Consider the following 26,208-nt stretch of genomic DNA (forward strand, 5'->3'; position numbering starts at 1 on the left):
CATGAGTAAAGCCTACGTCCTGAAGAATGCGCACGCCCTGGAACGGCTCGGCAATTTGAATTTGCGCGGGGAGGCATTCGAAAATGATGCCTTGGCTGGATTGATTTTCGACCATACTGATTTTTCGGGCGCCCGGTTCCTGAATTGCATCATGCACGAATGCGTGTTCATCGAGTGTAATTTTTCCGGAGCGCAGTTCGTGGGTACGGATTTGACTCACACCGAGTTCTCGACTTGCATGCTTGATAAGGCGATTTTCGACGAATGCGACCTGTCAGAGGTGGAGTTTGATGAATGCAAGCTGACAAGTGCGGTCGTGCGCGACTGCCAAGTCAAGAAAATCGGGATCTCTGACTGTGATGCCACGGACGCGGTGCTGAGTGATCTCGATATGCGCAACATCAATGTATTTGACACTTGTCTGGTGCGCACGGATTTTAGCGGCACGGATTTGTCTTCATCGCTTTTTCATGAGCTCGATTTGCGCGAGACCGTGTTCGAGCGCGCAGTCATGAAAAATATCGCGTTGTCTGGCTGCAATTTGTCTGGCCAGGATTTTTCCGGACAAGACCTGTCAGGCGCGCAGTTCAATGACACTATTCTTGAAAACGTGGGTTTTGCAGAGTGTCGACTGGAAATGTGCAATTTCAGTGACGCCAAAATCAAAAATGCAAGTTTCACGAAGGCTGATGTGAGCAGCGGTATTTTTATCAATGCCACAATCGAAGGCGCACTATTCGGCAGCGCGGTCATAAAGCAGAGCCTGTGGAACGGTGCCCTGGTCGAGAAAAGCGATTTAAGTGGGGCCGACCTGAGCATGAGCGTGTTCAATCGGACCTCTTTCGAGCGCTGCCGGTTTTATGGCAGCGATATGCAGTACGCTGATTTATCGTATGCGGGCCTGAAAGAGTGTGATCTGGAAAAAATTACTTTGAATGGCACCCGGTTTCACCGGGCAATAGTTGATTCGGAAGAAATCAAGCATCGTCTGGGTGCGATTGAGCGCGATGACGAACTGTTTGAAGCCGAATTATGGAGTGCGTGATATTTTCAGGAGATAGCTATGCCAGCAATGGGATGCGGGGGTAAAGGCCGCAGTACCGCAATCGGCCCGTATGCGACCGGCCCATCGGTGAACCGGATGTTGAGTCGCATGCGACTGCCAACCCCCTCGTTATTTATCAAGAATATGCCCGCCCAGACTCTTTGGTCGGTGGGGCCATTTACTATCGATTCGCCAACAGCGGTTATGGGAGTATTGACTGGCACGCTGTTCATGGTGGGCACCACTGTCGCCCTGTTTCCGTCTACGGTGATTGCATGCGGAGCAAATGTCATTCGATGGTTATGTGTGACCATACAGAATATTTTTAATGCCATCGGGCTGACTGATGGACTGGATCAGACACTGATGTGGGTGTTTTCGATGTGAGCTCGGGGTTTCACTTAAGGAAGTAGCATTAGTCCGTACTCATGATCTATTACCGATTGACCACGGTTTTCGGGTATCTGCTCATGGCCGTGGCGCTGATCGTGCTTGCAGGATATCTGCTGCTGTTCATCTTCGTCAGTGGCTTTTTTGGTCACAAGCTTATTTTCAATACCTGGGCGGGATGCTTCATCGCGAGCATTGTTTTGTTCCAGATCCGCTCATTGGTGGTTGACAACCTGACCGAGCGGATCTCCAGGCATGGCCAAGCTGCAACCGCGCAGGTACTTGCGATGGCACATGTGGGGGGGCGTCATATGGGCAAACGCGCCGTTGCCGATTGGCGCCAACTGAAAGTGAAAGTTTTGCCAATGCCAGGTATTTCAGATGGGCGCGAGACATATATCGAGCAACTTTTCGCGCCGAACGCTGTGGCATGGCTCAAGGAAGGTGCCACGGTGCCGATCAAATACGATGCCGATTTGAAGCTGGCAATGATCGACCACACGGACGCCTATTCGCGCTTGCGACCTGGGCTGCAGTTTCGCTGGCGGCGGCGTTGATCACCTTTTCCTGAGTAGCTTTTAGGTGAGTAGCTTTTATATACGAGCGCATACACCATCGCATTACCGACCACCAGCATGCCCGCCAGTACCATCTGTATGGGCCGCGTCAACCCCGCCGGATAAATCAGTCCGAACACATAGTGTTCGATGAATCCGCCCTGGTAGCCTTCTTGGCCAGCCAATTGCCGCAAGTCATTTTCCAGTGGCGTCAGCGGGCAGGTCCACCCCATGCCGACGACGGTGGCTCCCCACGCCAGCGCGGCCAGGTGCCAGGGCATCAGCCAGCGCTTCCATAGCACCAGCAAGCCGCCCAGCACCACGAACAGCACAAAGGCGGCATGGACCAGCAAAACGAGATCGGCAAGGGCGCGGTAGATCATGCGGTAGCCCTGCCGCAGCGATGGCTAGCGGCGCCGCCCCGGCTCTGGCTGGCGGCGCTTGCGCATCATGGCGATCAGCAGCCAAGCGCCGATCAGTACGGATGCCGCCGTGCCGGCCACCAGGCCGATCTGGCCACTGCCCTGCATGGCATCGACGCTGCGCGCCGTGATGAAGCCGGGCGCCAGCATCAGCGGCAGCCAGGCCAGCGCCGACAGCACGTTGGCCGTCTGGAAGCGCACTTGATTCATGCCCATGACACCCGCCACGGTCGGAATGGTGGAGCGGATCGGACCCAGGAAGCGGCCGATCAGCACTGATGCGAAACCGTAGCGGTAGAAGAACAGCCGGGCGCGCGCCACGGCGGTGCGTTGGGTGCTGAACGGCCAGCGGCGCAGCAGGCCGGGCCCCAACAAGCGACCCAGGCCATACGATAGGGCATCGCCCACGATGGCTCCGGCGATGCCCCAGGCCAGCACGTTCCAGGGCGACAGCGTGCCGGCCCCGATCAGCCCGCCGGTCAGCAGCATCAGCGCCGTGGCGGGAATGAACAGGCCCAGGATGATCAGCGATTCGCCGAGCGTCAGCAGGAAGGTGATCGGGCCGGCCCAGTCCTGGTTGGCCTGGATGAACTGGCCGATTCTGTCGATATAGGCGTCCATGCGGAAATAGAGGTTTCAGACGCTAGGCATGTTACCGCACGGGCCGGCGCATATGGTCGTCGTCGGCAGGGTAGGCAGGTCGAATGTAACGGGATCTGCGGGCCGGACCCAGCAGCCCTGCGGCATGGGGCGCGGCCGAGCGCAAGGGGCGCCCCATATTGTAAATATTGGCAATTTGCCCATTTCTGATGGTGCACCCACCCGGAATCGAACCGGGACGCCTTGCGGCGAGGGATTTTAAGTCCCTTGCGTCTACCAATTTCGCCATGGGTGCGGGAAATACTGGCGGAAGCGGTGGGATTCGAACCCACGAAGGGCGCAAACCCTTGCCGGTTTTCAAGACCGGTGCCTTCAACCGCTCGGCCACGCTTCCGTCTTGTGTCGGCGGTATGGTACCGCGACGGGAAAGTCCAGGCCGTGGACGGCGACGCCACATGGCCGGTTTGGAACTTCCGTAAAGGGCGCCATAATAATCCATTTGATCCAGGAGGCGTGTCATGCGAGCTGTAGAAATATCCCAACCCGGCGGCCCCGAGGTATTGGTTCCGGCCGACCGCCCCATGCCCGAGCCGGGCGCCGGCGAAGTGCTGATCAAGGTTGCGGCCGCCGGCATCAACCGCCCCGACGTGTTCCAGCGCAAGGGCAACTATGCCCCGCCGCCGGGCGCATCCGACCTGCCGGGCCTGGAAGTGGCCGGCGAGATCGTCGGTGGCGACGCCTCGGCAGGCGGGTTTGCCGTGGGCGACAAGGTGTGTGCCCTGGTGGCGGGCGGCGGCTATGCCGAATACTGCGTCGCCCCGGTCGCGCAGTGCCTGCCCCTTCCGAAAGGCCTGACCGAGATCGAGGCCGCCGGCCTGCCCGAAACCTATTTCACGGTCTGGAGCAATGTCTTCGACCGCGGCGCCCTGCAAGACGGCGAAACCCTGCTGGTGCATGGCGGCGCCAGCGGCATCGGCACCACGGCCATCCAACTGGCCCGTGCCCTGGGCAATACCGTCTACGCCACCGTGGGCAGCGACGAACGCGCCCGCGCGGTCGAGGCATTGGGTGCCGCCCGCGGCATCAACTACAAGACGCAGGATTTCGTGCAGGAAGTGCGCGACGCAACCGGCGGCGCCGGCGTCAATGTGATCCTGGACATGGTGGCGGGCGAATATATCAACCGCAACATGAAGTGCCTGGCCGATGACGGCCGCATCGTGGTCATTGCATTGCTGGGCGGGGCGCGCGCCGAAGTGGACTGCAACCAGATCCTGCGCCGCCGGCTGACCCTGACCGGTTCCACCCTGCGCCCGCGCCCGGTGGCCTTCAAGGGCGCCATTGCCCAGGCCCTGCGCCAGCGCGTATGGCCTTTGCTCGAACAGGGCTCGATCAAGCCTATCGTGCACGCCACGTTTCCCCTGGAGCAGGCCGCTGCGGGCCACGCCATGATGGAAGCCGGCGAGAACATCGGCAAGATCATCCTGACGGTGTAACAGCCACCCCGGCAGGGCAGCGTATTTCCTGGTAAACAGGATACAATCTTGAGTTTGACCCGGATTTTGTCCGGGCCGACCCCATATTGTGTTGCGCCATGACCTCTGTTGAAGACCGCGCCCGCCTTGTGCTGGGCAACTGGAAGATGCACGGCAGCCTGGCCGAGAACACCGCGCTGCTGGCTGCGCTACGCGCGGCCGACCCGGCCTCGCACTGCGAAATCGGCGTCTGCGTGCCGTTCCCGTACCTGGCCCAGGCCGCGTCAGCCCTGGACGGCAGCACCGTGTCCTGGGGGGCGCAAGACATCAGCGCGCACGCCAAGGGTGCCTATACCGGCGAAGTCTCGGGCGCCATGCTGAACGAGTTCGGCTGCCGCTGGGCGCTGGCCGGCCACTCTGAACGCCGCACCCTGCACGGCGAAACCGACCAGCTGGTGGCCGACAAGGCCCGTGCCGCGCTCGACGCCGGCCTGACGCCGGTGGTTTGCGTGGGCGAATCGCTGGCCGACCGCGAAGGCGGCAACACGCTGGGCGTCATCGAACGCCAGCTTGAACCCGTCCTGGCCCTGGGCGCCGATGCGCTGGCGCGCCTGGTGCTGGCCTATGAACCCGTCTGGGCCATCGGCACCGGTCGTACCGCCACTCCCGAGCAGGCCCAAGAGGTCCACGGGGCCATCCGTGTCGCCCTGCAAGGCCTGGGGGTAGGCCAGGTGCGCGTGCTGTATGGCGGCAGCGTGAAGGCCGCCAATGCGGCCACCTTGTTTGCCATGCCCGACATCGACGGCGCCCTGGTGGGCGGCGCGTCGCTGGTGGCCGAAGAATTCCTGCGCATCGCCGCAGCCTAAGTTTCCGGAGTCTTCAATGTCTATGACACTTACCGTTTTGCTGGTCGTACAGGTGCTGTCCGCCCTGTCGATCATCGTCCTGGTCCTGCTGCAGCAGGGCAAGGGCGCCGACATGGGCTCGGCCTTCGGCAGCGGTTCCTCTGGCAGCCTGTTCGGCGCCACCGGGGCCGCCAACTTCCTGTCGCGCACCACCAAATGGGCCGCGGTCGTGTTCTTTGCCACCACCCTGGGCCTGGCCTATGTCAGCCACAAGGGCTCGACGCCTGGCGCGGTGGATTCGGGCGTGATGCAGAATTTCCCGGCCGACCGCTCGGTACCGCAAGTGCCGGGTGCCGGTAACGGTGCCGGCTCGTCCGTGCCGCAAGGCGCCCCGGCCCAGCCGGATGCATCGGTGCCGCAAGCGCCGGCCCCCGCCGCGCAGCCGCAGCCCGAATCCAAGCCGGCCGACGTGCCCGCTGCGCCGGCCGCCCAGCCGCCCGCGGCTGAAAAGCCGGCGGAACAGCCGGCCGAAAAACCCGCTGAAAACCCCACCGAACAGCCCGCCGCGCCGGCCCAGCCGGAAGCGCCCAAGCCGGCCCAGTAAGCTGGCAGGTCGGCCCCCAGTGCGTTGGCTGGGGTGTCGATTCCATGCTAGAATGCCCGACTTTCCTGGGGCAGTTGCTGCGCCAGGAAAGCCCTAAGCCGACGTGGTGGAATTGGTAGACACGCTATCTTGAGGGGGTAGTGGCGAAAGCTGTGCGAGTTCGAGTCTCGCCGTCGGCACCAATGACTTAGTACAAGAAGCTCCGAGAGCCCGCATGAACATCGATTCTGCGGGTTTTTTGTTGGGCGGGGCAATTTCTCAATACGTTGGCGGCGCAATCACCCACACCACGACCACATCTCGGTTGGTCTGGTTGGCCCAGCGGAAGGGTTCGCGAACGATGCGAAAGCTATCCCCCGCCTCGAGCAGGAAATGCCGCTTGCCGATCCACAGGTCCAGCCTGCCCTGTACGACGTAGCCTTCTTCTTCGGTCTGGCGCAGTGTGGTTTTGTCGAGCCGCGCGCCGGACTCGAAGGTGCAGAGAAAGGTTTCGAATGCCCCGCCGATGTCGGGCGATAGCAGTTCCTCGCGCCATTTGCCCGTGGTGTTGCCCAGGCGCCGGCGGCCGGCCGCGCGTACGACCTTGCCGTGTTCGGCGACGGGTACCTGTGTCGAAACGAAGAACCAGCCCAGCGGTACGTCCAGTTCGGCCGCGATAGCGCGCAGGTCAGCGATCGAGGGCTGGGCGTGGCCTCGTTCGAGTTGGCTCAGGAAGCTGACTGAACGGCCGATCGCGCCAGCGAGGTCGGCCAGGGATTTGGAACGGGCCTTGCGCAGCTTGCGTACTTCTGCGCCAAGCAGGACATCGTCGAGCATGTCGCCATCGGCGACGTACGGGCTTGCAGCGGTGGCGATTTTCATGCGTGGCCGAGTTTCGCGGGATTTCGCTGAGAAAGAAAATTCTACGTCAGTTTTTTCGTCGCGGGTGTTCCTGCGTCGCGATGGCTGCGTCGGGGCGAGGCAGTGAAAAAGGGCCGGCAACTTCCGGGATGTCAATATTCGTTTCCTCTAATAAAAAATATGTGGCAATAATTTTTTCATAGAAAATATAATCTAAATTATTATTTCGTCTCTCCGAGGCTTTTCCATGTCTGCACAACTGCCTACGCATGCGGATGTCGTGATCATCGGCGGCGGCGTCGTCGGGTGTTCGATTGCCTACCACCTGACCAAGCTCGGTATCCGGGATGTGGTGCTGCTCGAGCGCAAGCAACTGACATGCGGCACCACTTGGCACGCGGCGGGGCTGATCGGACAACTGCGCGCCACCCGCAACCTGACCGAGCTGGCCAAGTACACCACCGACCTGCTTTTCGAACTGGAGCGGGAGACCGGCCAGGCTACCGGCTTCAAGCAGAACGGCTCGGTTTCCGTTGCGCTCAACGGCGAGCGCATGGAGGAACTGCGGCGCCAGGCCTCGATGGCGCGCAACTTCGGCCTGGACGTGGATGTGATCGGCCCTGACGATATCCTGCAGAAATTTCCATACCTGGACCTGTCGGACGTGGTGGGCGGCGTATTCCTGCCCAAGGACGGCCAGTGCAACCCGGTGGATTTGACCGCGGCCTACGCCAAGGGCGCGCGCATGGGCGGCGCCCGCATACTCGAGAGCGTCAAGGTCGAGCGTATCCTGAAAGAGGGTGGCCGAGCGGTCGGGGTGGCGACCTCGCAGGGCGAGATGCGCGCCGGCACGGTGGTCATCGCCGCCGGAATGTGGTCGTACGAGCTGGGCAGGCAGACCGGCGTGAACCTGCCGCTGCATGCCGCCGAGCATTTCTATATTGTCACGGAAGGCATCAAGGGCCTGCCGGGCAATCTGCCCGTGCTGCGCATTCCGGACGAATGGGCGTACTACAAGGAAGACGCGGGCAAGATCCTGTTGGGCTGCTTCGAGCCACAGGCCAAGCCGTGGGGCATGGATGGCATCCGTGAAGACTTCTGCTTCGACAGCCTGCCCGAGGACATGGATCATTTCATGCCGGTGCTGGAGAAAGCGGCGGCCCGCATGCCGATGCTGGAGCACACGGGCATCCAGACCTGGTTCAATGGCCCAGAGAGTTTTACGCCCGACGACCGTTACTTGCTGGGCGAGACGGCGGAGGTCCGCGACCTGTTCGTCGCCTGCGGCTTCAATTCCATCGGTATCCAGAGTTCGGGGGGTGCGGGCAAGGTGCTGGCGGAATGGATCCGCGACCGCCGCCCGCCGATGGATCTGGTGGACATCGAGGTCCAGCGCATGCATCCCTTCCAGGGCACACGCGCCTACCTGCGCGACCGCACCACCGAGACACTGGGACTGCTGTACAAGACGCATTGGCCCTTCTACCAATACGAGACGGCGCGCGGCGCCCGGCGCACCGCTTTCCACGACCGCCTGCTCGAGGACGGCGCGGTATACGGCGAGTTGGCCGGGTGGGAACGGCCCAACTGGTTCGCGCCGCCCGGCGAGACCAGGCAGTACGTGTACAGCTATGGCAGGCAGAACTGGTTTACGCATACGGCCAAGGAATGCCTGGCCACGCGCGACAGCGTTGCCGTGTACGACCAGAGCACCATGACCAAGTTCATCGTCGAGGGACGCGATGCGCTCGGCGTGCTGGAGACGTTGTCGGCCAACCGGATTGACGTGCCCGTGGGCAGGCTGGTCTACACGCAGTGGCTCAATCCGCGCGGCGGCATCGAGGCGGATCTGACCGTCACGCGCCTGCGTGAAGACCAGTTCATGGTGGTGTCGTCGGCGCCCACGCACTTCCGCGACCTGAGCTATCTGCGCGCACGGGCGGCGGCCGCGCCGCATTGCTTCGTGGCGGACCAGACGGCGGCGCTTCCCATGCTGGGGGTGATGGGGCCGAACTCCCGCGCGCTCATGCAGGCCGTGGGGCCCGGTACGGATTTCTCCAATGAAGGCTTTCCGTTCGGCACCTCGCAGATCGTCGAGATCGGCTATGCCAGGATCCGCGCCAGCCGCATCACGTACGTGGGCGAGCTGGGCTGGGAGCTCTATATCCCGGCCGAATTCGCATTGCATGTCTACGAGCGGTTGCGCGAGGCCGGCCGCGACCATGGCCTGGCGCTGGCCGGCATGCACGCCCTGAACGCTTGCCGCATGGAAAAGGGCTACCGGCACTGGGGCGACGACATCAGCGTAGAGGATACGCCGCTCGAGGGCGGGCTGGGCTTCGCCGTGGCCTGGGACAAGCCCTGGGCGTTCATCGGCAAAGAGGCGCTGTTGCGGCAGAAAGAGGCTGGCCCGCTGACCCGCCGGCTGCTGCAGTTCAGGCTGAAGGACGACAGCCGGTTGCTTTACAGGGAAGAACCCGTATGGGTCAACGGCAGGCGCGCCGGCGCCATCACATCCGGCATGTACGGCCACCGGCTGCAGGCCTCGCTGGGCATGGGCTATGTGCAGGCCGAAGAAGGCATCACACCGGAATGGATTGTCCGCCAGCGTTTCGAGATCGAGATCGGCTGGGAACGCTATGAAGCCGAGGCGCAGCTGGCGCCGATGTACGATCCGCGCAACCTGCGGGTGAAGGCCTGAGGGCATCCAGGCCAGCACCCGGTGCATCATTGCCGTTCGATGTGCGCGCTTTGCAGCAGGTCGGCGTAGCGGGCTTTTTCGCTGGCGGCGAACGTCTTGAACGCATCGGCGTACATGCCCTGGACCGGCTCGGCCCCCAGTTGTGAGACCAGTTTTTTGGTCAGGTCCTGGTGCTGCATCGTTCGCTGCATGGCGGCGACGATGGCCTGCACGGCCTGCGGCGGCATGCCGCGCGGCCCCCACAGGCCATACCAGTTGCTGTGCACGAAGCCGGGAAACCCGGACTCCACCATGGTGGGCAGCTCGGGTGCGACGGCGCTGCGCTGGGGGCTGGTCACGACCAGCGCGCGCACCTTGGCGCTTCTGACAAACGGCAGGATCGACGGCGCCGAGTCGAACATCATCTGGACCTGGCCGCCGATCAGGTCGGTGATGGCCGGTGCGCTGCCCTTATAAGGGATATGCTGGATATCCAAGTCGCGCATCAGTTTGAATTGTTCGCCGGCCAGGTGTGCCGAGGAACCCGTGCTCGACGAGGCGAAGTTCACGGTGCCGAGATGAGCGCGCGCGTAGTCGGCGAGTTCGTCGACCGTCTTCACGGGCAACTTGTCGTTGACGGCCAGAATGAGCGGCACGCTGACCAGCACGCCCAGGTGGGTGAAGTCTTCCACCGCGTCGTAGGGCATGCTGCGCATCAGGCCGGGAAGAATGACGTGTATGGTCGGATTCAGCAGCAGGGTATTGCCGTCCGGCGCCGCCTGTGCCACGTACGCGGCGCCGATCATGCCGCTGGCTCCGGCGCGGTTGTCGATGATGATGGGCCGGCCGAGCTCCGACTCCAGTGTGGGGGCGATGACGCGGGCGACCGTGTCGGCGGGCCCGCCAGGAGGGTAGGGCACGACCAGCGTCACCGGCCTCGGTCCGGGCTGTGCCCCGGCCAGCCCCGCAGACAGCAATGGCAGGATCAGCAACGCCGCGCGGGCAAGCCGCCCGATGCGTATGTCCATGATGATTCCCCTTGGGTCTAGGTGCCCGCCGCGCGTGCCGCCGCGGGCAGGGTTGCGGAGGGCAGGCCAGGGTGCTCAGTCCAGCTTGATGCCCGCTGTGCGGACGATGTCGCCCACGTAGTCGTATTGCTGCACCGTGAAATCCCGGAAGGGCCGGCCCGCCATGTCGGCGGGCTGGGTGCCCAGATCCAGCAGCCGCTGGCGAACGGCCGGCTGGCGCAAGGCGCGGCCAATGGCCGCGCTCAGCTTCTCGGCAGTGGCGGCGGGCATGCCGCCGGGCGCCCAGATGCCTTGCCAGTTGTTGTAGACGAAGCCGGGATAGCCGGCTTCGACGAAAGTCGGGACATCGGGCACGATCGTTGCACGCTCGGCGCTGGTCACGGCAATCGCCCGCAACTGCCCGCTCTTGAGGAAGGGCAGGACGGAAGGTCCCTGCTCGAACATCAGTTGCACGCGGCCGGCGATCAGGTCGGTCAGGGCGGGGGCGCTGCCCTTGTACGGGACGTGCATGAGGTCCACGCCCGCTTGCTTCCGGAACTGCTCGGCCGCCAGGTGCGAGGCGCTGCCGGGGCTGTTGGTCGCATAGTTCAGCTTGCCGGGATTGGCCTTGGCGTAGGCCACCAGGTCGCCCACCGACCGGAACGGCAGATCTTTATTGATGACCAGCACGAACGGAATGCTGTTGACCTGCGCCAGTGGCGTGAAGTCTTTCAAGGTGTCGTAGGGCAACGGCATCAGGTGCGGCAGCACGACCTGGATGGAAGTGTTGAACAACAGCGTGGCGCCATCCGGATCGGCGCGCGCCACAGTGCCCGCGCCGATCGTGCCGCTGGCGCCGGCCTTGTTGTCGATGACGACCGGCCGGCCCAGTTCGCGGCTGATCGGTTCGGCCACCAGCCGAGCCACCACGTCCGCGGGGCCGCCTGCCGGATACGGCGCGATGAGCCGCACGGGTCCGGTCTCGTCGGCCAGCGCCGGAGCGCCGGCGAGGCAGGCGGCCGCAAGCAGCAGGCGAACAGCTCGGTAAATCTGGACAGGCATTTTCATCTATGGCCTCTAGGGTGGAACGCGAAGGCGTCGGACTTGCGTTGCTCCTCCCCCGGTGCGCTCGAGGCGCCCGCTGTTCGATGACAAATTCTTGTCCACCGATAAAAAAATATCCACTATAGTTTTCCCCTATAAAAAAATAATGAATTTTTTTTTATAAAGCAATGACGCTCGCTTGTTCGCGCGAGCCAGTACCGTGTTCAGGGCCGCATTCAGGCGTAGACGGGGAACCGCGCGCACAACTGTGCGACGCGGGTCCGGACGCGATCCAGCAGCCGGTCGTCGCGGTGCTCAGCCAGCACATCGCAGACCAGCTCGGCGACTTCGCGGGCCTGCTCGGCCAGGAAGCCGCGCGTGGTGATGGCCGCGGTGCCGATGCGGATGCCGCTGGTCACGAAAGGAGGTTGTGGATCATTGGGTACGGCATTTTTGTTGACGGTGATATGAGCCCGGCCGAGCGCCGCGTCCGCGTCCTTGCCGGTCAGGCCTCTGCCGATCAGGCTGACCAGCAGAAGGTGGTTGTCCGTGCCGCCGGAGACCACCGGGTAGCCGCGCGCCTGGAAGATATGCGCCATCGCGCGGGCATTTTCGAGCACTTGCCGCTGGTAGGCCGAGAAATCCGGCTCCATCGCCTCTTTGAGGGCGACGGCTTTGGCTGCGATCACGTGCATGAGGGGCCCGCCCTGGAGGCCGGGAAAGACTGCCGATGCGATGCGTTTCTCGAGCCCCTCGTTCGCGCCTCCCATGATGATGCCGCCGCGGGGGCCGCGCAGCGTCTTGTGCGTGGTGGTGGTGACGACGTCGGCATGCAGCACCGGGTTGGGGTAGAGGCCGGCGGCGACCAGGCCGGCCACATGCGCCATGTCGACCAGCAGGACCGCTCCCACCGAGTCTGCGATTGCGCGGAAGCGCACGAAGTCCAGGATGCGGGAATAGGCCGAGAAACCGGCGACCAGCAGGCGTGGCCGGTGCTCGAGCGCCAACTGCGCGACGGCGTCGTAGTCGATCAGGCCGTCGTCGCCGATGCCGTACTGGACCGAACGGTAGATCCTGCCGGAAAAACTGACTTTCGCGCCGTGGGTCAGGTGGCCGCCGTGCGCCAGGCTCATGCCCAGCACGGTGTCGCCCGGCTCCAGCAGCGCCTGGTAAACCGCGGCGTTGGCCTGGGAGCCGGAGTGCGGCTGCACATTGGCCCAGTCCGCGCCGAACAGGCGGCAGGTTCGCTCGATCGCCAGCCGCTCGATCCGGTCTACATGTTCGCAGCCGCCGTAGTATCGCTTCCCCGGATACCCCTCGGCGTATTTGTTCGTCAATACTGACCCTTGCGCCGACAGAATGCGGGGGCTGGCGTAGTTCTCCGAGGCGATCAGCTCGATATGCGCTTCTTGCCGAAGCGCCTCTTCCCGGATGGCATGAGAGAGGTCGGGATCGAACGCTTCGGTGTGCGTGGTGTTTTTGAACATGATGTCGTCCATGGAGGTTGGGCTGCGGCGGGCTCGCTGGCCGCCGCGAGCACAGTCAGTGACGGCGCAACTACATCAGGAACTGCTCGGATGAAGCTAGAACAGGCACGCCCAGAACGCGGAACCGCCGCGCCCGTGCGATTCGGTATCGTGCCGCTACCCAATTTCACGCTCACGGCACTGTCCGGATTCATGGATGTCCTGAGACTGTCCAGCGACGAGGGTGACAATAGCCGGCCGGTGCGCTGCACGTGGAGCATCATTGCCGAGAGCATGGCCCCGGTCCGCTCGAGTTGCGGCATCCAGATCGCGCCCTGGGAGACGTTCGGATTGCCGGAAAAATACGACTATGTCGTGGTGGTGGGCGGCCTGCTGCATTCGGGGCCGCCCACTAGCGAGGCAACGGTCGCGTTCCTGCGCGCAGTCGGCCAGACGCCGGCCACCCTGGTGGGCGTGTGCACCGGTGTGTTCGCGCTGATGCGTGCCGGAACGCTGGCCGGCCATCGCGTTTGCGTCAGTTGGTTTCACTACTGGGATCTCCTGGAGCGTTTCCCTGACGCCCGGGAGGAACTCATCGTCTCCGACCGCCTGTACGTGGCCGACCGGCGGCGCATTACGTGTTCCGGCGGGCGCGCCTCTATCGACGTGGCCGCCGTCATCCTGACGCGGCATGTCGACCCGGCGATCGTCAAGAAGGCGCTGCGCATCTTGCAGGTCGACGAATCCGCCAAGGTCGATGCGCCGCAGCCTCAGCCGGCGGGCCTGGCGCCATCCACCCACCCCAAGGTGCGCAGGGCGGTGCTGCTGATGGAGCAGCACCTGAGCAGCGCGCTGTCGGTCGACAGCCTGGCGCGCAAGCTGGACGTGTCGGTGCGGCAGTTGGAGCGGCTGTTCAAGGAGTCGCTGGGAACGACGCCGCAGGCCTATGCGAGACAGGTGCGGCTGCGGATGGCCAAGTGGTTGCTGCTGCACACGGGCAAGCCGATCTCGGCGATCGCGTCGGCGGCGGGGTTTGCGGATGCCTCGCATATGGGCAGGGAATTCCGCAACAACTTCGGGGTGTCGCCCGGCGCCTACCGGGCCGGCCACGGCGTGGTGGCGCCGTCCCTGGGCCCGGCGCACGGCGGCGAGGCCGGCGCGGTTCCGGGCGAAGACTATCAGGAATGTTTTCCCAACCGTACGGACTTCTATTGACGAGGTTGCCTGCCGGCCCGGGCCGTGGTCTGGCGGGAACGTACCAATGCGGTGCCGGATTGGTTCTAGCCCGCGCCGGCCGTGCTTGGTGTACTTGCTCCTGTTCCGTCTTCTTGTGCCATTCCATGACTTATGTAGGCGTATTCGATCTGTTCAAGGTCGGGATAGGGCCCTCCAGTTCCCACACCGTTGGGCCGATGATTGCTGCGCACCGGTTCGCCCGGCACGTGCAGCGCGCCTCGTTCCTGGAGCAGGTCGCCTCGCTGCGGGTCGAGCTGTACGGTTCGCTCGGGTCGACCGGCAAGGGCCATGGCACCGGCAAGGCGGTGATGCTGGGTCTGTCCGGGTTCCTGCCCGACAGCATCGACCCGGACGTCATCGAGCCCGTTCTGGCGGACATCGCCCACCGCGGCAGCCTGCGGCTGGCTGACCAGCACCGGCTGCCCTTCGAGACGGCCCGCCATATCCTCTATTTCCGCAAGGCGCTGGCGCGCCATCCCAACGGCATGCGGTTCCTGGCGCTGTCGGCACGCGGCGAGATTCTGCTGCAGAAAGAGTATTACTCGATTGGCGGCGGATTCCTGATCAATTGCCATGGCGAACGCCTGAACGGGACGCCGGCAGCTGCCGAGCCACCATATCCGTTCCATTCGGGCGATGAACTGCTGCGCCTTACTGCCAGGACGGGGATGTCCATCGCCGACATCGTCATGGCCAACGAGAGCCGCTATCGGCCGTCGACCGAGGTGCGGGCGGGTGTGCTCGCCATCTGGGACGCGATGGCGGGCGCCGTCGCCCGTGGCTGTGCGCAGCAGGGCACGTTGCCCGGCCCGATGGCGGTCCGGCGCCGGGCCCCCGCGCTGCATCGCCGGCTGGCGGCTGGCGGCAGCGATGTCCTGGAAATCCTGGACTGGATCAGCCTGTACGCCGTGGCTGTCAACGAGGAAAACGCCGCCGGGGGGCGCGTCGTTACGGCGCCGACCAACGGCGCCGCCGGCGTCGTGCCGGCCGTCCTGCACTACTACGTGCGGTTCCTTCAGGGCACGCCGGACGGCATCGTGACATTTCTGCTGACGGCTGCCGCGATCGGCGCGCTCTACAAAGAGAACGCGTCGATCTCGGGGGCGGAGGTGGGCTGCCAGGGCGAGGTCGGGGTCGCCTGCTCCATGGCGGCGGCGGGGCTGGCTGCGGTGTTGGGCGCCACGCCCTTACAGGTGGAGAATGCCGCGGAGATCGGCATGGAGCATCACCTGGGCCTGACCTGCGATCCGGTCGGCGGACGGGTGCAGATCCCGTGCATCGAGCGCAATGCGATGGGCGCCGTCAAGGCCGTGAACGCAGCGCGCATGGCGACGGCGGGGGACGGGCTGCACTACGTCTCGCTGGACAGCGTCATCCGCACGATGATGCAGACGGGCGCCGACATGCAAACCAAATACAAAGAGACGTCGCGGGGCGGGCTGGCCGTCAACGTGACCGAGTGCTGAGGAACACATGGGACGCTATTCGATCTACAGCCTCGTGAGAAACGGGCTGAGCTATCACCGCAACTGGCAGCGCATCTGGCGCAGCCCGCCACCGCGCCAGGAATACGACGTCGTCATCGTCGGCGGCGGCGGCCACGGCCTGGCCACGGCCTACTATCTGGCAAAGCTCCATGGGGTACGCAACGTCGCCGTGCTGGAGAAGAGTTGGCTGGGCGGCGGCAATACCGCGCGCAACACGACCATCGTGCGCTCGAACTACTTGTGGTCCGAGGCCGCTCAGTTGTACGAGAAGGCCATGCAGCTCTGGGAAGGGCTGTCGCAGGACCTGAACTACAACGTCATGTTCAGCCAGCGCGGCGTCATGAACCTCGCGCATACGCTGCAGGACCTGCGCGACACGCGCCGGCGCATCAACGCGAACCGCTACAACGGCGTGGACGCGGAGTTCCTGGCACCGGAGCAGGTACGCGACATCGTGCCCATCATCAACCTGAACAGCCGCTATCCCGTCCTGGGCGCTTCATTCCAGCGCCGTGCCGGCGTAGCGCGCCATGACGCGGTGGCATGGGGGTATGCTCGCGCCGCGGACCGTCACGGCGTGGACATCCTGCAAAACTGCGAGGTTACGGGCATTCGTCGCGCGGACGGCCGCGTGACCGGCGTGGAGACCAGTCAGGGATTCATCAAGGCGAAGAAGGTCGCCGTGGTCGCGGCCGGCCATTCCAGCGTCATTGCGGCCATGGCCGGCATCCGCCTGCCGGTGCAGAGCCATCCCCTGCAGGCGCTGGTGTCCGAACCGCTGAAACCGATCATCGACACGGTGATCATGTCCAACGCGGTGCACGCATATATCAGCCAGTCCGACAAGGGCGACCTGGTCATCGGCGCGGGCATCGACCAGTACTCGGGGTATGGCCAGCGCGGCAGCTTTCACGTCATCGAGCATACGCTGCGGGCGGTGGTGGAGATGTTTCCCTCGCTCAGCCGCGTGCGCATGAACCGCCAATGGGGCGGCATCGTCGACGTCACGCCGGACGCCTGCCCGATCATCTCCAGGACGGACGTCAAGGGCCTGTACTTCAATTGCGGATGGGGCACGGGCGGGTTCAAGGCTACGCCGGGGTCCGGCTGGACGTTTGCGCATACCGTCGCCAACGACGCGCCGCATCCCTTGAACGCGCCATTCTCGCTTGACCGCTTCTATACGGGACACCTGATCGACGAGCACGGCGCGGCGGCCGTCGCGCATTGAAGCGTGGCGCCGTCTTTCCCATACCTTTTACCTTGTTGCGAGCCTGGCCCGAGAATCCTATGCAACTCATCAGATGTCCCTGGTGCGGAGAACGCGCCGAAATCGAATTTTCATGCGGCGGCGAGGCCGACATCGCGCGGCCGCTGGCCCCCGACACGCTGACGGATCAGGCCTGGGGGGACTACCTCTTCATGCGCAAGAATCCCAAAGGCCGCGTGCGCGAACAATGGCTGCACAGCTTCGGTTGCCGCCGCTGGTTCCTGGTCGAGCGCGACAACGTCACCTATCGGGTATACCGGACCATGGCGATCGGCATTCCCGAGGAGGCCGCGGCATGAAGCAGCGCTATCGCCTGCATTCCGGCGGGCACATCGATCGCGGCACGCCGCTGACGTTCTCGTTCAACGGCCGTGCCTACGAGGGTTATGCCGGGGACACCCTGGCGTCAGCCCTGCTGGCCAATGGCGTGCATTTCGTCGGTCGCAGCTTCAAGTACCATCGGCCGCGCGGCATCATGACGGCGGGCGTGGAAGAGCCCAACGCCATCGTGCAGCTCGAGCGCGGTGCCCGGACCGTGCCGAACCCGCGCGCTACCGAGGTGTCCCTGTATCAGGACTTGATGGCTGCCAGCGTGAACGCCAGTCCGAGCCTGGAGCGCGACCGCATGGCGATCGTGCAGCGCCTATCGCGCTTCATCCCTGCCGGCTTCTACTACAAGACCTTCATGTGGCCGCGGCGGCTGTGGCCCCGGTACGAGGCGGGTATTCGCGCCGCCGCCGGCCTGGGGGAATCGCCTACGGCGGCCGACCCCGACCGCTACGAGAAGATTTACGCCCACTGCGACGTATTGGTGGTAGGCGGTGGAGCCGCTGGGCTGGCCGCGGCCTATACGGCGGCCAGCCAGGGAGTGCGTGTCGTCCTGGTCGACGAGCAGCCGGAACTGGGCGGCAGCCTGCTGGCCAGTCGCGAGCGGATCGACGGCATGCCCGCTCATCAATGGGCGCGACAGATGGCCGAGACGCTGGCCGGAATGCCGGAGGTGACGTTGCTGACGCGCACCACGGCGTTCGGCTATCAGGATCACAATCTGGTGACGGCCTGCCAGCGCCTGACCGACCATCTGCCGGTGGCGCAGCGCCAGGGCAACCGCGAGAAGCTATGGCGCATCCGGGCGGCGCGCGTGGTGCTGGCCACCGGTGCGCACGAGCGGGGAGTGGCTTTCCGCGATAACGACCTGCCCGGCATCATGACATGCTCTGCCGTATCGAATTATGTGCGCCGCTACGGCGTGCTGCCGGGCCGGCAGATTGTGCTCTTCACCAACAACGATTCGGCCTACGCCACCGCGCTGGACCTGCACGAAAGCGGCGCCAGCGTCTGCGTGGTCGATGCGCGTCCGGCCAGCGCCGGCACCTGGGCGCAACAGGTGCAAGGCCTGGACATCCGCGTCATCAATGATGCCGTCGTCGTCGCCGCCGAGGGCTCGAAGCACGTGCGCGGCGTCCGGTTTGCCCGGTATGCGCCGCAGGGCATCGGCGCCGACCTGGGTGAGCTGCCTTGCGATCTGCTCGGGATGTCGGGGGGCTGGAATCCGGCGGTTCACTTGTTCTCGCAGTCAGGCGGCAAGGCAGTCTGGCATGGCGAGAAGGCCTGCTTCGTGCCGGGCGCCAAGGCGCAGGCGGCGTGCAGCGCCGGCGCGTGCAACGGCGAGTTCACGCTGACAGGGGCGCTGCGCGACGGCGTCCTGGCCGGCGCGGACGCCGCCAGCCATGTCCGCGGCAAGCCGTCGGACGGCCCGGCGCGCCCGTCGTGGCGCACCGAGCCGGTCGCGGAAGCGCCGCTGCTGGCGCTGTGGCTGGTGGGGGACCGCGCCCGGATGGATCATCGGGCCAAGCATTTCGTCGACTTCCAGAACGACGTCACCGCAGCCGACATCTACCTGGCGGCACGCGAGGGCTTCGCCTCCATCGAACACGTCAAGCGCTATACGGCGATGGGTTTCGGCACCGACCAGGGCAAGCTCGGGAACATCGTCGGCATGGGCATCCTGGCCGAGGCGCTGGGGCAGCGCGTGGAGAACACCGGCACGACCACCTTCCGCCCGAACTACACGCCCGTCACCTTTGGCGCGCTGGCCGGGCGCGAGCTCGGATCGCACCTGGACCCTGAGCGGCAGACTTGCATCCACGGCTGGCATGCGGCGCGCGGCGCCGTATTCGAGGATGTCGGCAACTGGAAGCGGCCTTGGTATTTCCCGCTGGCGGGCGAGGACATGCAGGCCGCCGTCGCGCGCGAATGCCGCGCGGCGCGCGGCGGCGTGGGGATCCTCGACGCGTCGACGCTGGGCAAGATCGATGTGCAGGGGCCGGATGCCGTCACGCTGCTGAACTGGGTGTACACGAACGCCTGGGACAAGCTCGGGGTGGGCAAGTGCCGCTACGGTCTGATGCTCGACGAGAACGGCATGGTCTTCGACGACGGTGTGACCGCCCGGCTCGGCGAGCAGCATTTCCTGGTCAGCACCACCACGGGCGGCGCGGCACGCGTGCTGACCTGGATGGAGCGCTGGCTGCAGACGGAGTGGCCCGGCCTGAAGGTGCACCTGACGTCCGTGACGGACCATTTCTCGACCTTCGCGGTGGTGGGCCCTCATGCCCGCAAAGTGCTGCAAGCGGTCTGCCGCGACGTGGACTTCGGCGGCGAGGCGTTTCCCTTCATGAGTTTCCGGGAAGGGACGATAGACGGCGTGTTCGCCCGCATCATGCGCATCAGTTTCTCCGGCGAGCTGTCCTACGAGGTGAATGTGCCGGCGAATGCGGGGCGTCATGTATGGGAGCGGCTTCTGGACGCCGGCGAACCGTACGGCATCACGCCCTATGGCACCGAGACCATGCACGTGCTGCGGGCCGAGAAGGGGTACATCATCGTGGGCCAGGACACCGACGGCTCCGTGACCCCGAACGACCTCGGCATGGGCGGGCTGGTCTCCAGGAACAAGGACTTCCTGGGCAAGCGCTCGCTGAGCCGGCAGGACACCGCGGCGCCGGGCCGCAAGCAGTTCGTCGGGCTGCTGACCGAAGATCCGCGCCAGGTGCTGGAAGAGGGCACACAGTTGCTTGACGCCCCGAGCCAGGCAGCCATTGCGCCACTGGTCGGCCATGTGACGTCCAGCTACATGAGCCCGACGCTGGAGCGCTCGATCGCGCTGGGTGTCGTGCAGAACGGCCTGGCCCGGCAAGGCGAGATCGTGGTGGCGGCCCTGCCGCAAGGAGGGTTCGCCCGGACGCGGATCGTCAATTCGGTTTTCTATGATCCGCAAGGAGCGCGCCAACATGTCGAATAGCCTGCGCCAGCGTTCGCCTCTGGCCGATAGCAGCCGGCTTCCCTTTCTTGCCGGACCCGCGGCCGGCCCGTCGGTAAGCCTGGTCGAGTCGCCGTTCCTGCCGATGCTGAGCCTGCGCGGCAGCCCTTCGGACCCTGCCTTCATGGCAGCGGCCGAGGCGGTACTGGGATTCGCCCTGCCGGTCGCGCCGAATACGTACACTGGCGCGAACACCCACGTGGCGATGTGGATGGGGCCGGACGAGTGGCTGGTGCAGGGCCTATGCCCGCAGGCCGCGCCCGAACTGCCAACGCAACTCGCGTCCAGGCTGGCAGGCCGGTTCGCCGCGGCGATCGACATCACTAGCGGCTACACGGTGGTGGACGTGACCGGCCCGCGGGCCGCCGATGTGCTCGCCAAGGGCTGTCCGCTGGACATGCATCCGCAGGTCTTCGGACCCGGCTGCTGCGCCCAGACGTGCTTCTTCGACGCCGCCGTGGTGCTGCGCCGAACCGAAGCGGGCATCAGCCTGACCACCCGGCGCAGCTTCGCTCCCTACGTGGCCGAGCTGCTGGTCGACGGCGCGCTGGAGTTCGCCTAGATGCCCGGCCCGATCGCCACGGTGTCCGTATTCCTGGATGCGGTGCAGGCCGATGCGCGCGTCGGCCTGCACCCGGAAGAGAAACTGGCCCCGCAGCCGCTCGAACTGGACGTGGCGCTGCACCTGGACGCCACGGCGGGCGATATTCGGGCGGGCGGGTATCTGGACTACGATGGTTATTGCAACTGGCTGGCCGGCCGGCTGGCGCAGGAACCGCACACGGATCTGCTGGAACAGCTCTGCCTGCGCCTGGCGGAGCAGACATTCCAGGCATTTCCGGCGGTTCGCGCCATCACGCTGCGGGCGCACAAGGCAAAACTGCGAGGCCGGGCGCGGCGCATGGGCATCGCGCTGAGCCTGGACAGGGACCTGCTGGCGCTGCAACCGCCCGTGCCGGCGGACCGAAACCACGCGACACTGGGGGAAACATCATGAGGAAAATCGCACTATCGCCTGCGTCGGTGTCATGGCGCCCGACGGTAATGGGCGCCCATCACGCGGTGGCTTGCGGGCACTACCTAGCTGCCGCTGCGGCCTCGCAGGTCCTGGCGTCGGGCGGGAACGCTGTCGATGCCGGCGTCACCATGGCCATGGCGCTCGCGGTGCTGCAGCCCGACGTGGTGTCGTTCGCGGGCGTGGCACCGACGCTGATCTACATGAAGGAGACGGGCCAGGTGGCCAGCCTGGCGGGACTGGGATACTGGCCGGCTCTCACCGACGTGGGACGCCTGCGCGCCGAAGGCGGACAGGCCATTCCGGAGGGCATCCTGCGGCAGATCGTCCCTGCGGCGCCCGCCACGCACATTCTGGCGCTGCGCCGCTTCGGCACGATTTCTTTCGAGGCCGCCGCCACTCCAGCATTGCAGTTGGCCCGCGACGGCTTTGCGATGTATCCCGAGCTGCGGGATGGGCTGGACATGCACGGCCACGAGATCGCCCGCTATCGGGAGAATGCCGCCATCTATCTGCCCGATGGCAAGGTTCCCGCGGTCGGTTCGCGTTTTCGCCAGGAAAACCTGGGCAGGACCATCGGCCGCATGATCGAAGCGGAACGCCAGGCGTCCGGTGACCGCGATGCGAAGTTGCGGGCAGTGCACGATTGCTTCTACCGTGGCCCGATCGCGCGCGACATCGACGCCTTTCACCGCAGGCAGGAAGGGTTCCTGCGCTATGAAGACCTGGCACGCTTCGAGGTGCCGGTGGAAACGCCGATCTCGTGCGCCTACCAGGGATCGCAGGTCTATGCCTGCGACGTCTGGTGCCAGGGCATTGTCCTGCTGCAGGCCCTGAAGATACTCGAACCCCTGGATCTCGCCGCGCTCGGGCACAACACACCGGCGTATCTCCACACCATCGCCAGCGCGCTCAATCTGGCCTTCGCCGACCGCGAGGCCTACGTGGGCGACCCGCGCTTCGTGCAGGTGCCGACCCGCACGCTGTTGTCCGAGGACTATGCGCAACGGCAGCGCGCCAGGCTCGATCCGGCGCGCGCGTTCGCGCAGATGCCGGCGTCCGGCGATCTCGGTGCCGATTGGCCGCCGCATGCCAATCGGGCCCTGCCAGCCGATGGCGCGGCGCCGGTGCCGCCCGACACCATTTATGGCTGCGTGGTGGACAGCCAGGGCAATGCCATGTCCATCACGCCGTCCGATACCATGTACGACTCGCCCATGGTCGACGGCCTGGGGTTGGCGATTTCCACGCGGGGCATGCAGGGGCGCCTGGAGCCGGACCATCCCTGCTCCGTGGCCCCCGGCAAGCGGCCGCGCCTGACGCCCACGCCGGCGATGTCCCTGCGCGAGGGCCGGTTCGAGATGGCGTGGGGCACGCCGGGCGGCGATGTCCAGTGCGCGTCGATGCTGCAGGTCCTGCTCAACGTGACGCGTTTCGGGATGACGCTGCAGCAGGCAATCGAGGCGCCGCGCGTCGCGCCGTTCAATTTTCCGAACTCGTTCGCCCCCAACGCCTACTATCCCGCCCGCCTGTGCGTGGAAAACCGGATCGACGAGGCCACGGTCGCCGCGTTGATCGGGCTCGGCTACGACGTTGAGTACTGGTCGGACAAGTCGTTCAACGCCGGCGCAGTCTGCGCCATCCGGCGCGATGCCGCCACCGGCCTGCTGCATGCCGGCGCCGATCCACGCCGCGCGGCCTATGCGATCGCCTGGTAGGGGCCGCGCCGCACTGCCAACGCGAATTTCCAGGAACTAGACGGTCCATGCCCCACGACAAGAATTTCATACTGACTCTGGCCTGCCCGGACCGCCGTGGCATTGTGCATGCCTGCTCCGGCTTCCTGGTGCAGCGTGACTGCAACATCCACGAATCGGCACAGTTCAACGACCAGGAGCGCGACCGGTTCTTCCTGCGGATGTCTTTCGCGGCTCAGGACGGCTCGCTCACTGCCGCCGCCTTGCACGAGGCCTTCCAGCCCATTGCGGACGATTTCGCAATGGAGTGGGATATCGTCGACGCCGGGACACGGCCCGCCACGGTCGTGATGGTTTCCCGGCTTGGCCATTGCCTGCACGACCTGCTGCTGCGCTGGCGCACCGGGCTGCTGCCGGTGGACATCAGGGCGGTGGTGTCGAACCACCGCGATTTCTACCAGTTGGTCGCCTCGTACGACATCCCGTTCCATCACGTGCCGGTGCGGGCCGACAACAAGGCAGAGGCAGAGGTGGAGCTATTGCGCATCCTCGAGCAGGAACAGGCCGAGCTCGTCGTCCTGGCGCGCTACATGCAGGTCCTCAGCGACGAGACCTCGCGCCGCCTGCATGGCCGGGCCATCAACATCCACCACAGTTTCCTGCCGGGGTTCAAGGGGGCCAAGCCGTACTACCAGGCGCACGACCGTGGCGTGAAGCTGATCGGCGCCACCGCGCACTACGTGACGGCGGACCTGGACGAAGGGCCGATTATCGAACAGGGCGTCGAGCGGGCCGACCACGCCATGAGCCCGGAGGCGCTGACGGCGCTGGGGCGCGATGTGGAAAGCGTGGTGCTGGCGCGCGCCGTGAAGTGGCACGCCGAGCGCCGGGTGCTGCTCAACGGCAACCGGACCGTGGTGTTCCGCTAGCCGGCGCAGCCGGCATGGCGTCGTACGCCCAGCGATTTGTCGCCTTGATTCTAGTAAGGAGGCCGGCGCGTTGATTAAATCAGCGCTGTGCATGTCCTGTCTTCCCGCTACGGCAATGAAGGCCACCCATCGCACCCGATCGACATGTCAAGGCCGCGCGCGCCATCGCACCAGGACGCGCAGCGGCAACATACTGCAAGGGGAAATCATGTTGAAGCGAATCCTGGCGACTTTCATCCTGGCCGCCGCGGCGGCGACCGCGCAGGCGGCCTATCCCGATCATCCCATCCGCATGGTCGTGGCGTGGCCGCCCGGCGGGGTGACGGACACTGTCGGCCGGTTCGTGGCCGAGCGCATGTCCGCCGCACTGGGGCAGACCGTCGTGGTCGAGAATCACGGCGGAGCCAACGGTATCATCGGGACGCAGATCGTGGCCGGGGCCCAGCCCGACGGCTACACCATCCAGATGGTCACGGCGGAGACCCACGCGATCAACCCGCACGTGTATCCCAACTTGAAGTATTCCCTCTCCAGTTTCGAGCCGGTGGCGCTGCTGGGCACGGTGTCTTTCGTGCTGGCGGAGAACGGCGCCGCCGGGCCGTCGTCCGTGCAAGAACTGGTAGAGGCCGCGGTCAAGGCACCGCATCGCATCAATGCCGGCAGCTACGGCGTCGGCAGCACTTCCCACTTGGGGCTGGCGACATTCGAATCGGTCACCAAGACGTCGTTCTCGCACATTCCGTACCAAGGCGTGGCGCCCGTCATGAATGCGCTGCTGGCGGACCAGGTGCAAATCGCCTTCGTCAACGCTTTCAATGTGACCGGATTCCAGAAATCGGGAAAAGCCAAGATTCTGGCGGTGGCATCCGAGCAACGCCTGGCGGTGCTGCCCGATGTGCCGACTTTCGATGAACTGGGCTATGCGGGGGTGCGCGCCGGGAACTGGTACGGCGTGGCTGTGCCGCGCGGCGTGCCCCAGGACATCAAGGACCGGTTGGAAGCCGCGCTGCGGGAGATCGCGGCCAGCCAGGTGTTTGCCGACAAGCTCGCGGCCATGGGGGTCGAGAACACGTTCAAGGATGGCGCCGAGTTCGGGAAATTCCTGGCCAGCGAGAACGAGCGACTGGAGAAGATCACGCAGGAGCGTGGAATCACGACCCAATGAGAAAGACTCGCCCGCGGCCGGCCGCCGGCGCATGGCCCGGCGGCCCGCGAGCCTGCCGCGTAGTAAAGTATTTATTCTGTCGCATGGGATGAGCGCATGGCGCAACTGAACGAGGTGCATGGCCTGCGCGCGCGCGTGCGGCGCGGGGACAGCCTGGTCGGCGTGTTCGCCCGGCTGGTACAGCCTGAAGCTGCCGAATTGCTGGCGGACGCCGGACTGGATTTCGTGATCCTGGACGTGGAACATGGCACGCATTCCCGTACGGAGCTTAGCCGCTACGTGTTTGCCGCCCAGGCGCTGGGGTTGCCCGTGCTGGTCCGCTTGCCGGAAGGTTCCGAGGCGTGGATCCAGCATGCCGTGTCGGTGGGGGCCGCAGGCATCGTCGTGCCGCACGTCAATGCGCTCGAGCAGGTCGGGCGCGCCGCGGCGTTCGCACGCGGGCTGGCGATGGAACGCGCCTATGCCGGCATGGGGCGCCGTTCCGGCTACCGCAAAGACAGCTGGCGCGATTTTCGGCGGCAGGCCTCAGACGGTTTGCTGTTCGTCGCGCAAATCGACGAGCCGCCCGGCACGCTCATCGCCGACAAGGTGGCCGCGCTCGACGACGTGGACTGCCTGTTCTTGGGCAGCCTGGGAATGGCGCTGGCGATGGGGCAGGATGCTCCTTCGCATCCGACTGTGGACGCGGCCTTGGCGTCGATTTGCCAGTCAGGGAGGTCGGCGGGAAAATGCATAGGCGTGCACGTCATGCAGCATGACCAGCAGGCGCTCTGGCTCGATCGCGGCGCAACCTTGATGGTCGTGGGCAGCGACTACGCATTGCTGCGTGACGGCGCGGCGACACAGGCAACAAGATTTCGTCGCGCCAAGGACACGCGGGACGGCGATTAGCGTCGTCTCGGAAATGCCGCCAGGTCATCGATGATCCCATTTCCGATGGACCCCGGGCCATAGGCGACCCGGCGGGCCCGCTGCCGGTAGCTACGGATGCCTTTGCGTGTGGTCTACGAAGACTTGTTATAACAATGGCTATGGCATCTTGGTCGAGCTAGAGGAACATGTCCATTCCAGCGTCGGGTCGCAGTGGCCTTTCCCCATTTCTCCGGACACAT

The 26,208-nt window shown here is 65.1% G+C and carries 23 protein-coding genes, 3 tRNA genes and 1 pseudogene; 19 read left to right on the forward strand and 8 right to left on the reverse strand.

Translation table 11 applies throughout. The features are described from left to right. Position 1 precedes the first annotated feature (1 nt). From KW845_RS02480 to KW845_RS02490, 3 genes are read left to right on the forward strand one after another with little or no spacing between them, the layout of a single operon-like run. On the forward strand, positions 2-1,045 hold the full coding sequence (locus KW845_RS02480; RefSeq protein WP_218367588.1) for a pentapeptide repeat-containing protein: 1,044 nt from the start codon (positions 2-4) through the stop codon (positions 1,043-1,045). A gap of 18 nt (positions 1,046-1,063) precedes the next feature. Beyond that, on the forward strand, positions 1,064-1,432 hold the full coding sequence (locus KW845_RS02485) for a hypothetical protein (RefSeq protein WP_218367589.1): 369 nt from the start codon (positions 1,064-1,066) through the stop codon (positions 1,430-1,432). Between the two features lie 41 nt (positions 1,433-1,473). Continuing rightward, the gene (locus KW845_RS02490; protein ID WP_218367590.1) at positions 1,474-1,992 is read left to right on the forward strand and encodes a hypothetical protein; all 519 of its coding nucleotides are present in this window, start codon (positions 1,474-1,476) and stop codon (positions 1,990-1,992) included. Here KW845_RS02490 and KW845_RS02495 read toward each other — a convergent pair. From KW845_RS02495 to KW845_RS02510, 4 genes are all read right to left on the reverse strand, one after another. Continuing rightward, positions 1,944-2,375: a DUF2784 domain-containing protein gene (locus KW845_RS02495; RefSeq protein WP_218367591.1), complete on the reverse strand. Its 432-nt coding sequence runs from the start codon at positions 2,373-2,375 to the stop codon at positions 1,944-1,946. The genes KW845_RS02490 and KW845_RS02495 overlap by 49 nt on opposite strands. A gap of 24 nt (positions 2,376-2,399) precedes the next feature. Beyond that, positions 2,400-3,035 (reverse strand): DedA family protein, encoded by a 636-nt coding sequence (locus KW845_RS02500; protein ID WP_218367592.1) that lies wholly within the window; start codon positions 3,033-3,035, stop codon positions 2,400-2,402. Positions 3,036-3,224: 189 nt separating this feature from the next. Then, positions 3,225-3,309, reverse strand: a tRNA-Leu gene (locus tag KW845_RS02505). Positions 3,310-3,318: 9 nt separating this feature from the next. Beyond that, a tRNA-Ser gene (locus KW845_RS02510) sits at positions 3,319-3,408 on the reverse strand. Positions 3,409-3,532: 124 nt separating this feature from the next. Here KW845_RS02510 and KW845_RS02515 point away from each other — a divergent pair. From KW845_RS02515 to KW845_RS02530, 4 genes and pseudogenes are all read left to right on the forward strand, one after another. Beyond that, positions 3,533-4,510: an NAD(P)H-quinone oxidoreductase gene (locus KW845_RS02515; protein ID WP_218367593.1), complete on the forward strand. Its 978-nt coding sequence runs from the start codon at positions 3,533-3,535 to the stop codon at positions 4,508-4,510. 98 nt (positions 4,511-4,608) lie between these two features. Beyond that, a complete protein-coding gene (gene tpiA, locus KW845_RS02520) occupies positions 4,609-5,355 on the forward strand; it encodes a triose-phosphate isomerase (protein WP_218367594.1) in 747 nt (248 codons plus the stop codon). A 16-nt stretch (positions 5,356-5,371) separates the two neighbouring features. Next, positions 5,372-5,803 (forward strand): annotated as a pseudogene (secG, locus tag KW845_RS02525) (preprotein translocase subunit SecG); the annotation flags it as partial. Positions 5,804-6,035: 232 nt separating this feature from the next. Further along, a tRNA-Leu gene (locus tag KW845_RS02530) sits at positions 6,036-6,120 on the forward strand. Between the two features lie 76 nt (positions 6,121-6,196). Here the strand turns inward: KW845_RS02530 and KW845_RS02535 are convergent. Further along, positions 6,197-6,799 (reverse strand): helix-turn-helix domain-containing protein, encoded by a 603-nt coding sequence (locus tag KW845_RS02535; RefSeq protein WP_218367596.1) that lies wholly within the window; start codon positions 6,797-6,799, stop codon positions 6,197-6,199. A 226-nt stretch (positions 6,800-7,025) separates the two neighbouring features. On the opposite strand from KW845_RS02535, the gene KW845_RS02540 reads away from it, so the two are divergent. Beyond that, positions 7,026-9,479 carry an FAD-dependent oxidoreductase gene (locus KW845_RS02540; RefSeq protein WP_218367597.1) on the forward strand — a complete coding sequence of 818 codons (2,454 nt, stop codon included), beginning with the start codon at positions 7,026-7,028 and terminating at the stop codon, positions 9,477-9,479. 26 nt (positions 9,480-9,505) lie between these two features. On the opposite strand, the gene KW845_RS02545 is transcribed toward KW845_RS02540, so the two are convergent. From KW845_RS02545 to glyA, 3 genes are all read right to left on the reverse strand, one after another. Further along, positions 9,506-10,486, reverse strand: coding sequence for a tripartite tricarboxylate transporter substrate binding protein (locus KW845_RS02545; protein ID WP_218367598.1), 981 nt, complete (start codon positions 10,484-10,486; stop codon positions 9,506-9,508). A gap of 75 nt (positions 10,487-10,561) precedes the next feature. Continuing rightward, on the reverse strand, positions 10,562-11,533 hold the full coding sequence (locus KW845_RS02550) for a tripartite tricarboxylate transporter substrate binding protein (RefSeq protein WP_218367599.1): 972 nt from the start codon (positions 11,531-11,533) through the stop codon (positions 10,562-10,564). Positions 11,534-11,745: 212 nt separating this feature from the next. Next, positions 11,746-12,996, reverse strand: coding sequence for a serine hydroxymethyltransferase (gene glyA, locus KW845_RS02555; protein WP_218368598.1), 1,251 nt, complete (start codon positions 12,994-12,996; stop codon positions 11,746-11,748). A 90-nt stretch (positions 12,997-13,086) separates the two neighbouring features. Between glyA and KW845_RS02560 the strand changes: the two genes are divergently transcribed. The 11 genes from KW845_RS02560 (at position 13,087) to KW845_RS02610 (ending at position 25,987) form a co-directional block, all read left to right on the forward strand. After that, positions 13,087-14,190, forward strand: a complete 1,104-nt coding sequence (locus KW845_RS02560) for a GlxA family transcriptional regulator (RefSeq protein ID WP_218367600.1) — start codon at positions 13,087-13,089, stop codon at positions 14,188-14,190. 125 nt (positions 14,191-14,315) lie between these two features. Further along, the gene (locus tag KW845_RS02565) at positions 14,316-15,677 is read left to right on the forward strand and encodes an L-serine ammonia-lyase (protein ID WP_218367601.1); all 1,362 of its coding nucleotides are present in this window, start codon (positions 14,316-14,318) and stop codon (positions 15,675-15,677) included. A 7-nt stretch (positions 15,678-15,684) separates the two neighbouring features. Next, entirely contained in the window at positions 15,685-16,929 is a 1,245-nt protein-coding gene (locus tag KW845_RS02570) for a sarcosine oxidase subunit beta family protein (protein ID WP_218367602.1), read from the forward strand. Between the two features lie 59 nt (positions 16,930-16,988). Beyond that, positions 16,989-17,267 carry a sarcosine oxidase subunit delta gene (locus KW845_RS02575; protein ID WP_218367603.1) on the forward strand — a complete coding sequence of 93 codons (279 nt, stop codon included), beginning with the start codon at positions 16,989-16,991 and terminating at the stop codon, positions 17,265-17,267. After that, on the forward strand, positions 17,264-20,272 hold the full coding sequence (locus KW845_RS02580) for a sarcosine oxidase subunit alpha family protein (protein WP_218367604.1): 3,009 nt from the start codon (positions 17,264-17,266) through the stop codon (positions 20,270-20,272). The genes KW845_RS02575 and KW845_RS02580 overlap by 4 nt, the downstream gene beginning before the upstream one ends. Next, entirely contained in the window at positions 20,262-20,852 is a 591-nt protein-coding gene (locus KW845_RS02585; RefSeq protein WP_218367605.1) for a sarcosine oxidase subunit gamma, read from the forward strand. Before KW845_RS02580 ends, KW845_RS02585 begins: the two co-directional genes overlap by 11 nt. Then, complete coding sequence (locus KW845_RS02590) at positions 20,853-21,287, forward strand: dihydroneopterin aldolase (protein ID WP_218367606.1); 435 nt, start codon at positions 20,853-20,855, stop codon at positions 21,285-21,287. Continuing rightward, entirely contained in the window at positions 21,284-23,023 is a 1,740-nt protein-coding gene (locus KW845_RS02595; RefSeq protein WP_218367607.1) for a gamma-glutamyltransferase family protein, read from the forward strand. Before KW845_RS02590 ends, KW845_RS02595 begins: the two co-directional genes overlap by 4 nt. Before the next feature lie 47 nt (positions 23,024-23,070). Then, positions 23,071-23,931 (forward strand): formyltetrahydrofolate deformylase, encoded by an 861-nt coding sequence (purU, locus tag KW845_RS02600; RefSeq protein ID WP_218367608.1) that lies wholly within the window; start codon positions 23,071-23,073, stop codon positions 23,929-23,931. Between the two features lie 208 nt (positions 23,932-24,139). Continuing rightward, on the forward strand, positions 24,140-25,096 hold the full coding sequence (locus tag KW845_RS02605; RefSeq protein WP_218367609.1) for a tripartite tricarboxylate transporter substrate binding protein: 957 nt from the start codon (positions 24,140-24,142) through the stop codon (positions 25,094-25,096). A 96-nt stretch (positions 25,097-25,192) separates the two neighbouring features. After that, on the forward strand, positions 25,193-25,987 hold the full coding sequence (locus KW845_RS02610; RefSeq protein ID WP_218367610.1) for an HpcH/HpaI aldolase/citrate lyase family protein: 795 nt from the start codon (positions 25,193-25,195) through the stop codon (positions 25,985-25,987). Positions 25,988-26,208: the final 221 nt, after the last annotated feature.

It is taken from the genome of Bordetella sp. BOR01, from assembly GCF_019218885.1.
Taxonomy (GTDB): domain Bacteria; phylum Pseudomonadota; class Gammaproteobacteria; order Burkholderiales; family Burkholderiaceae_B; genus Bordetella_A.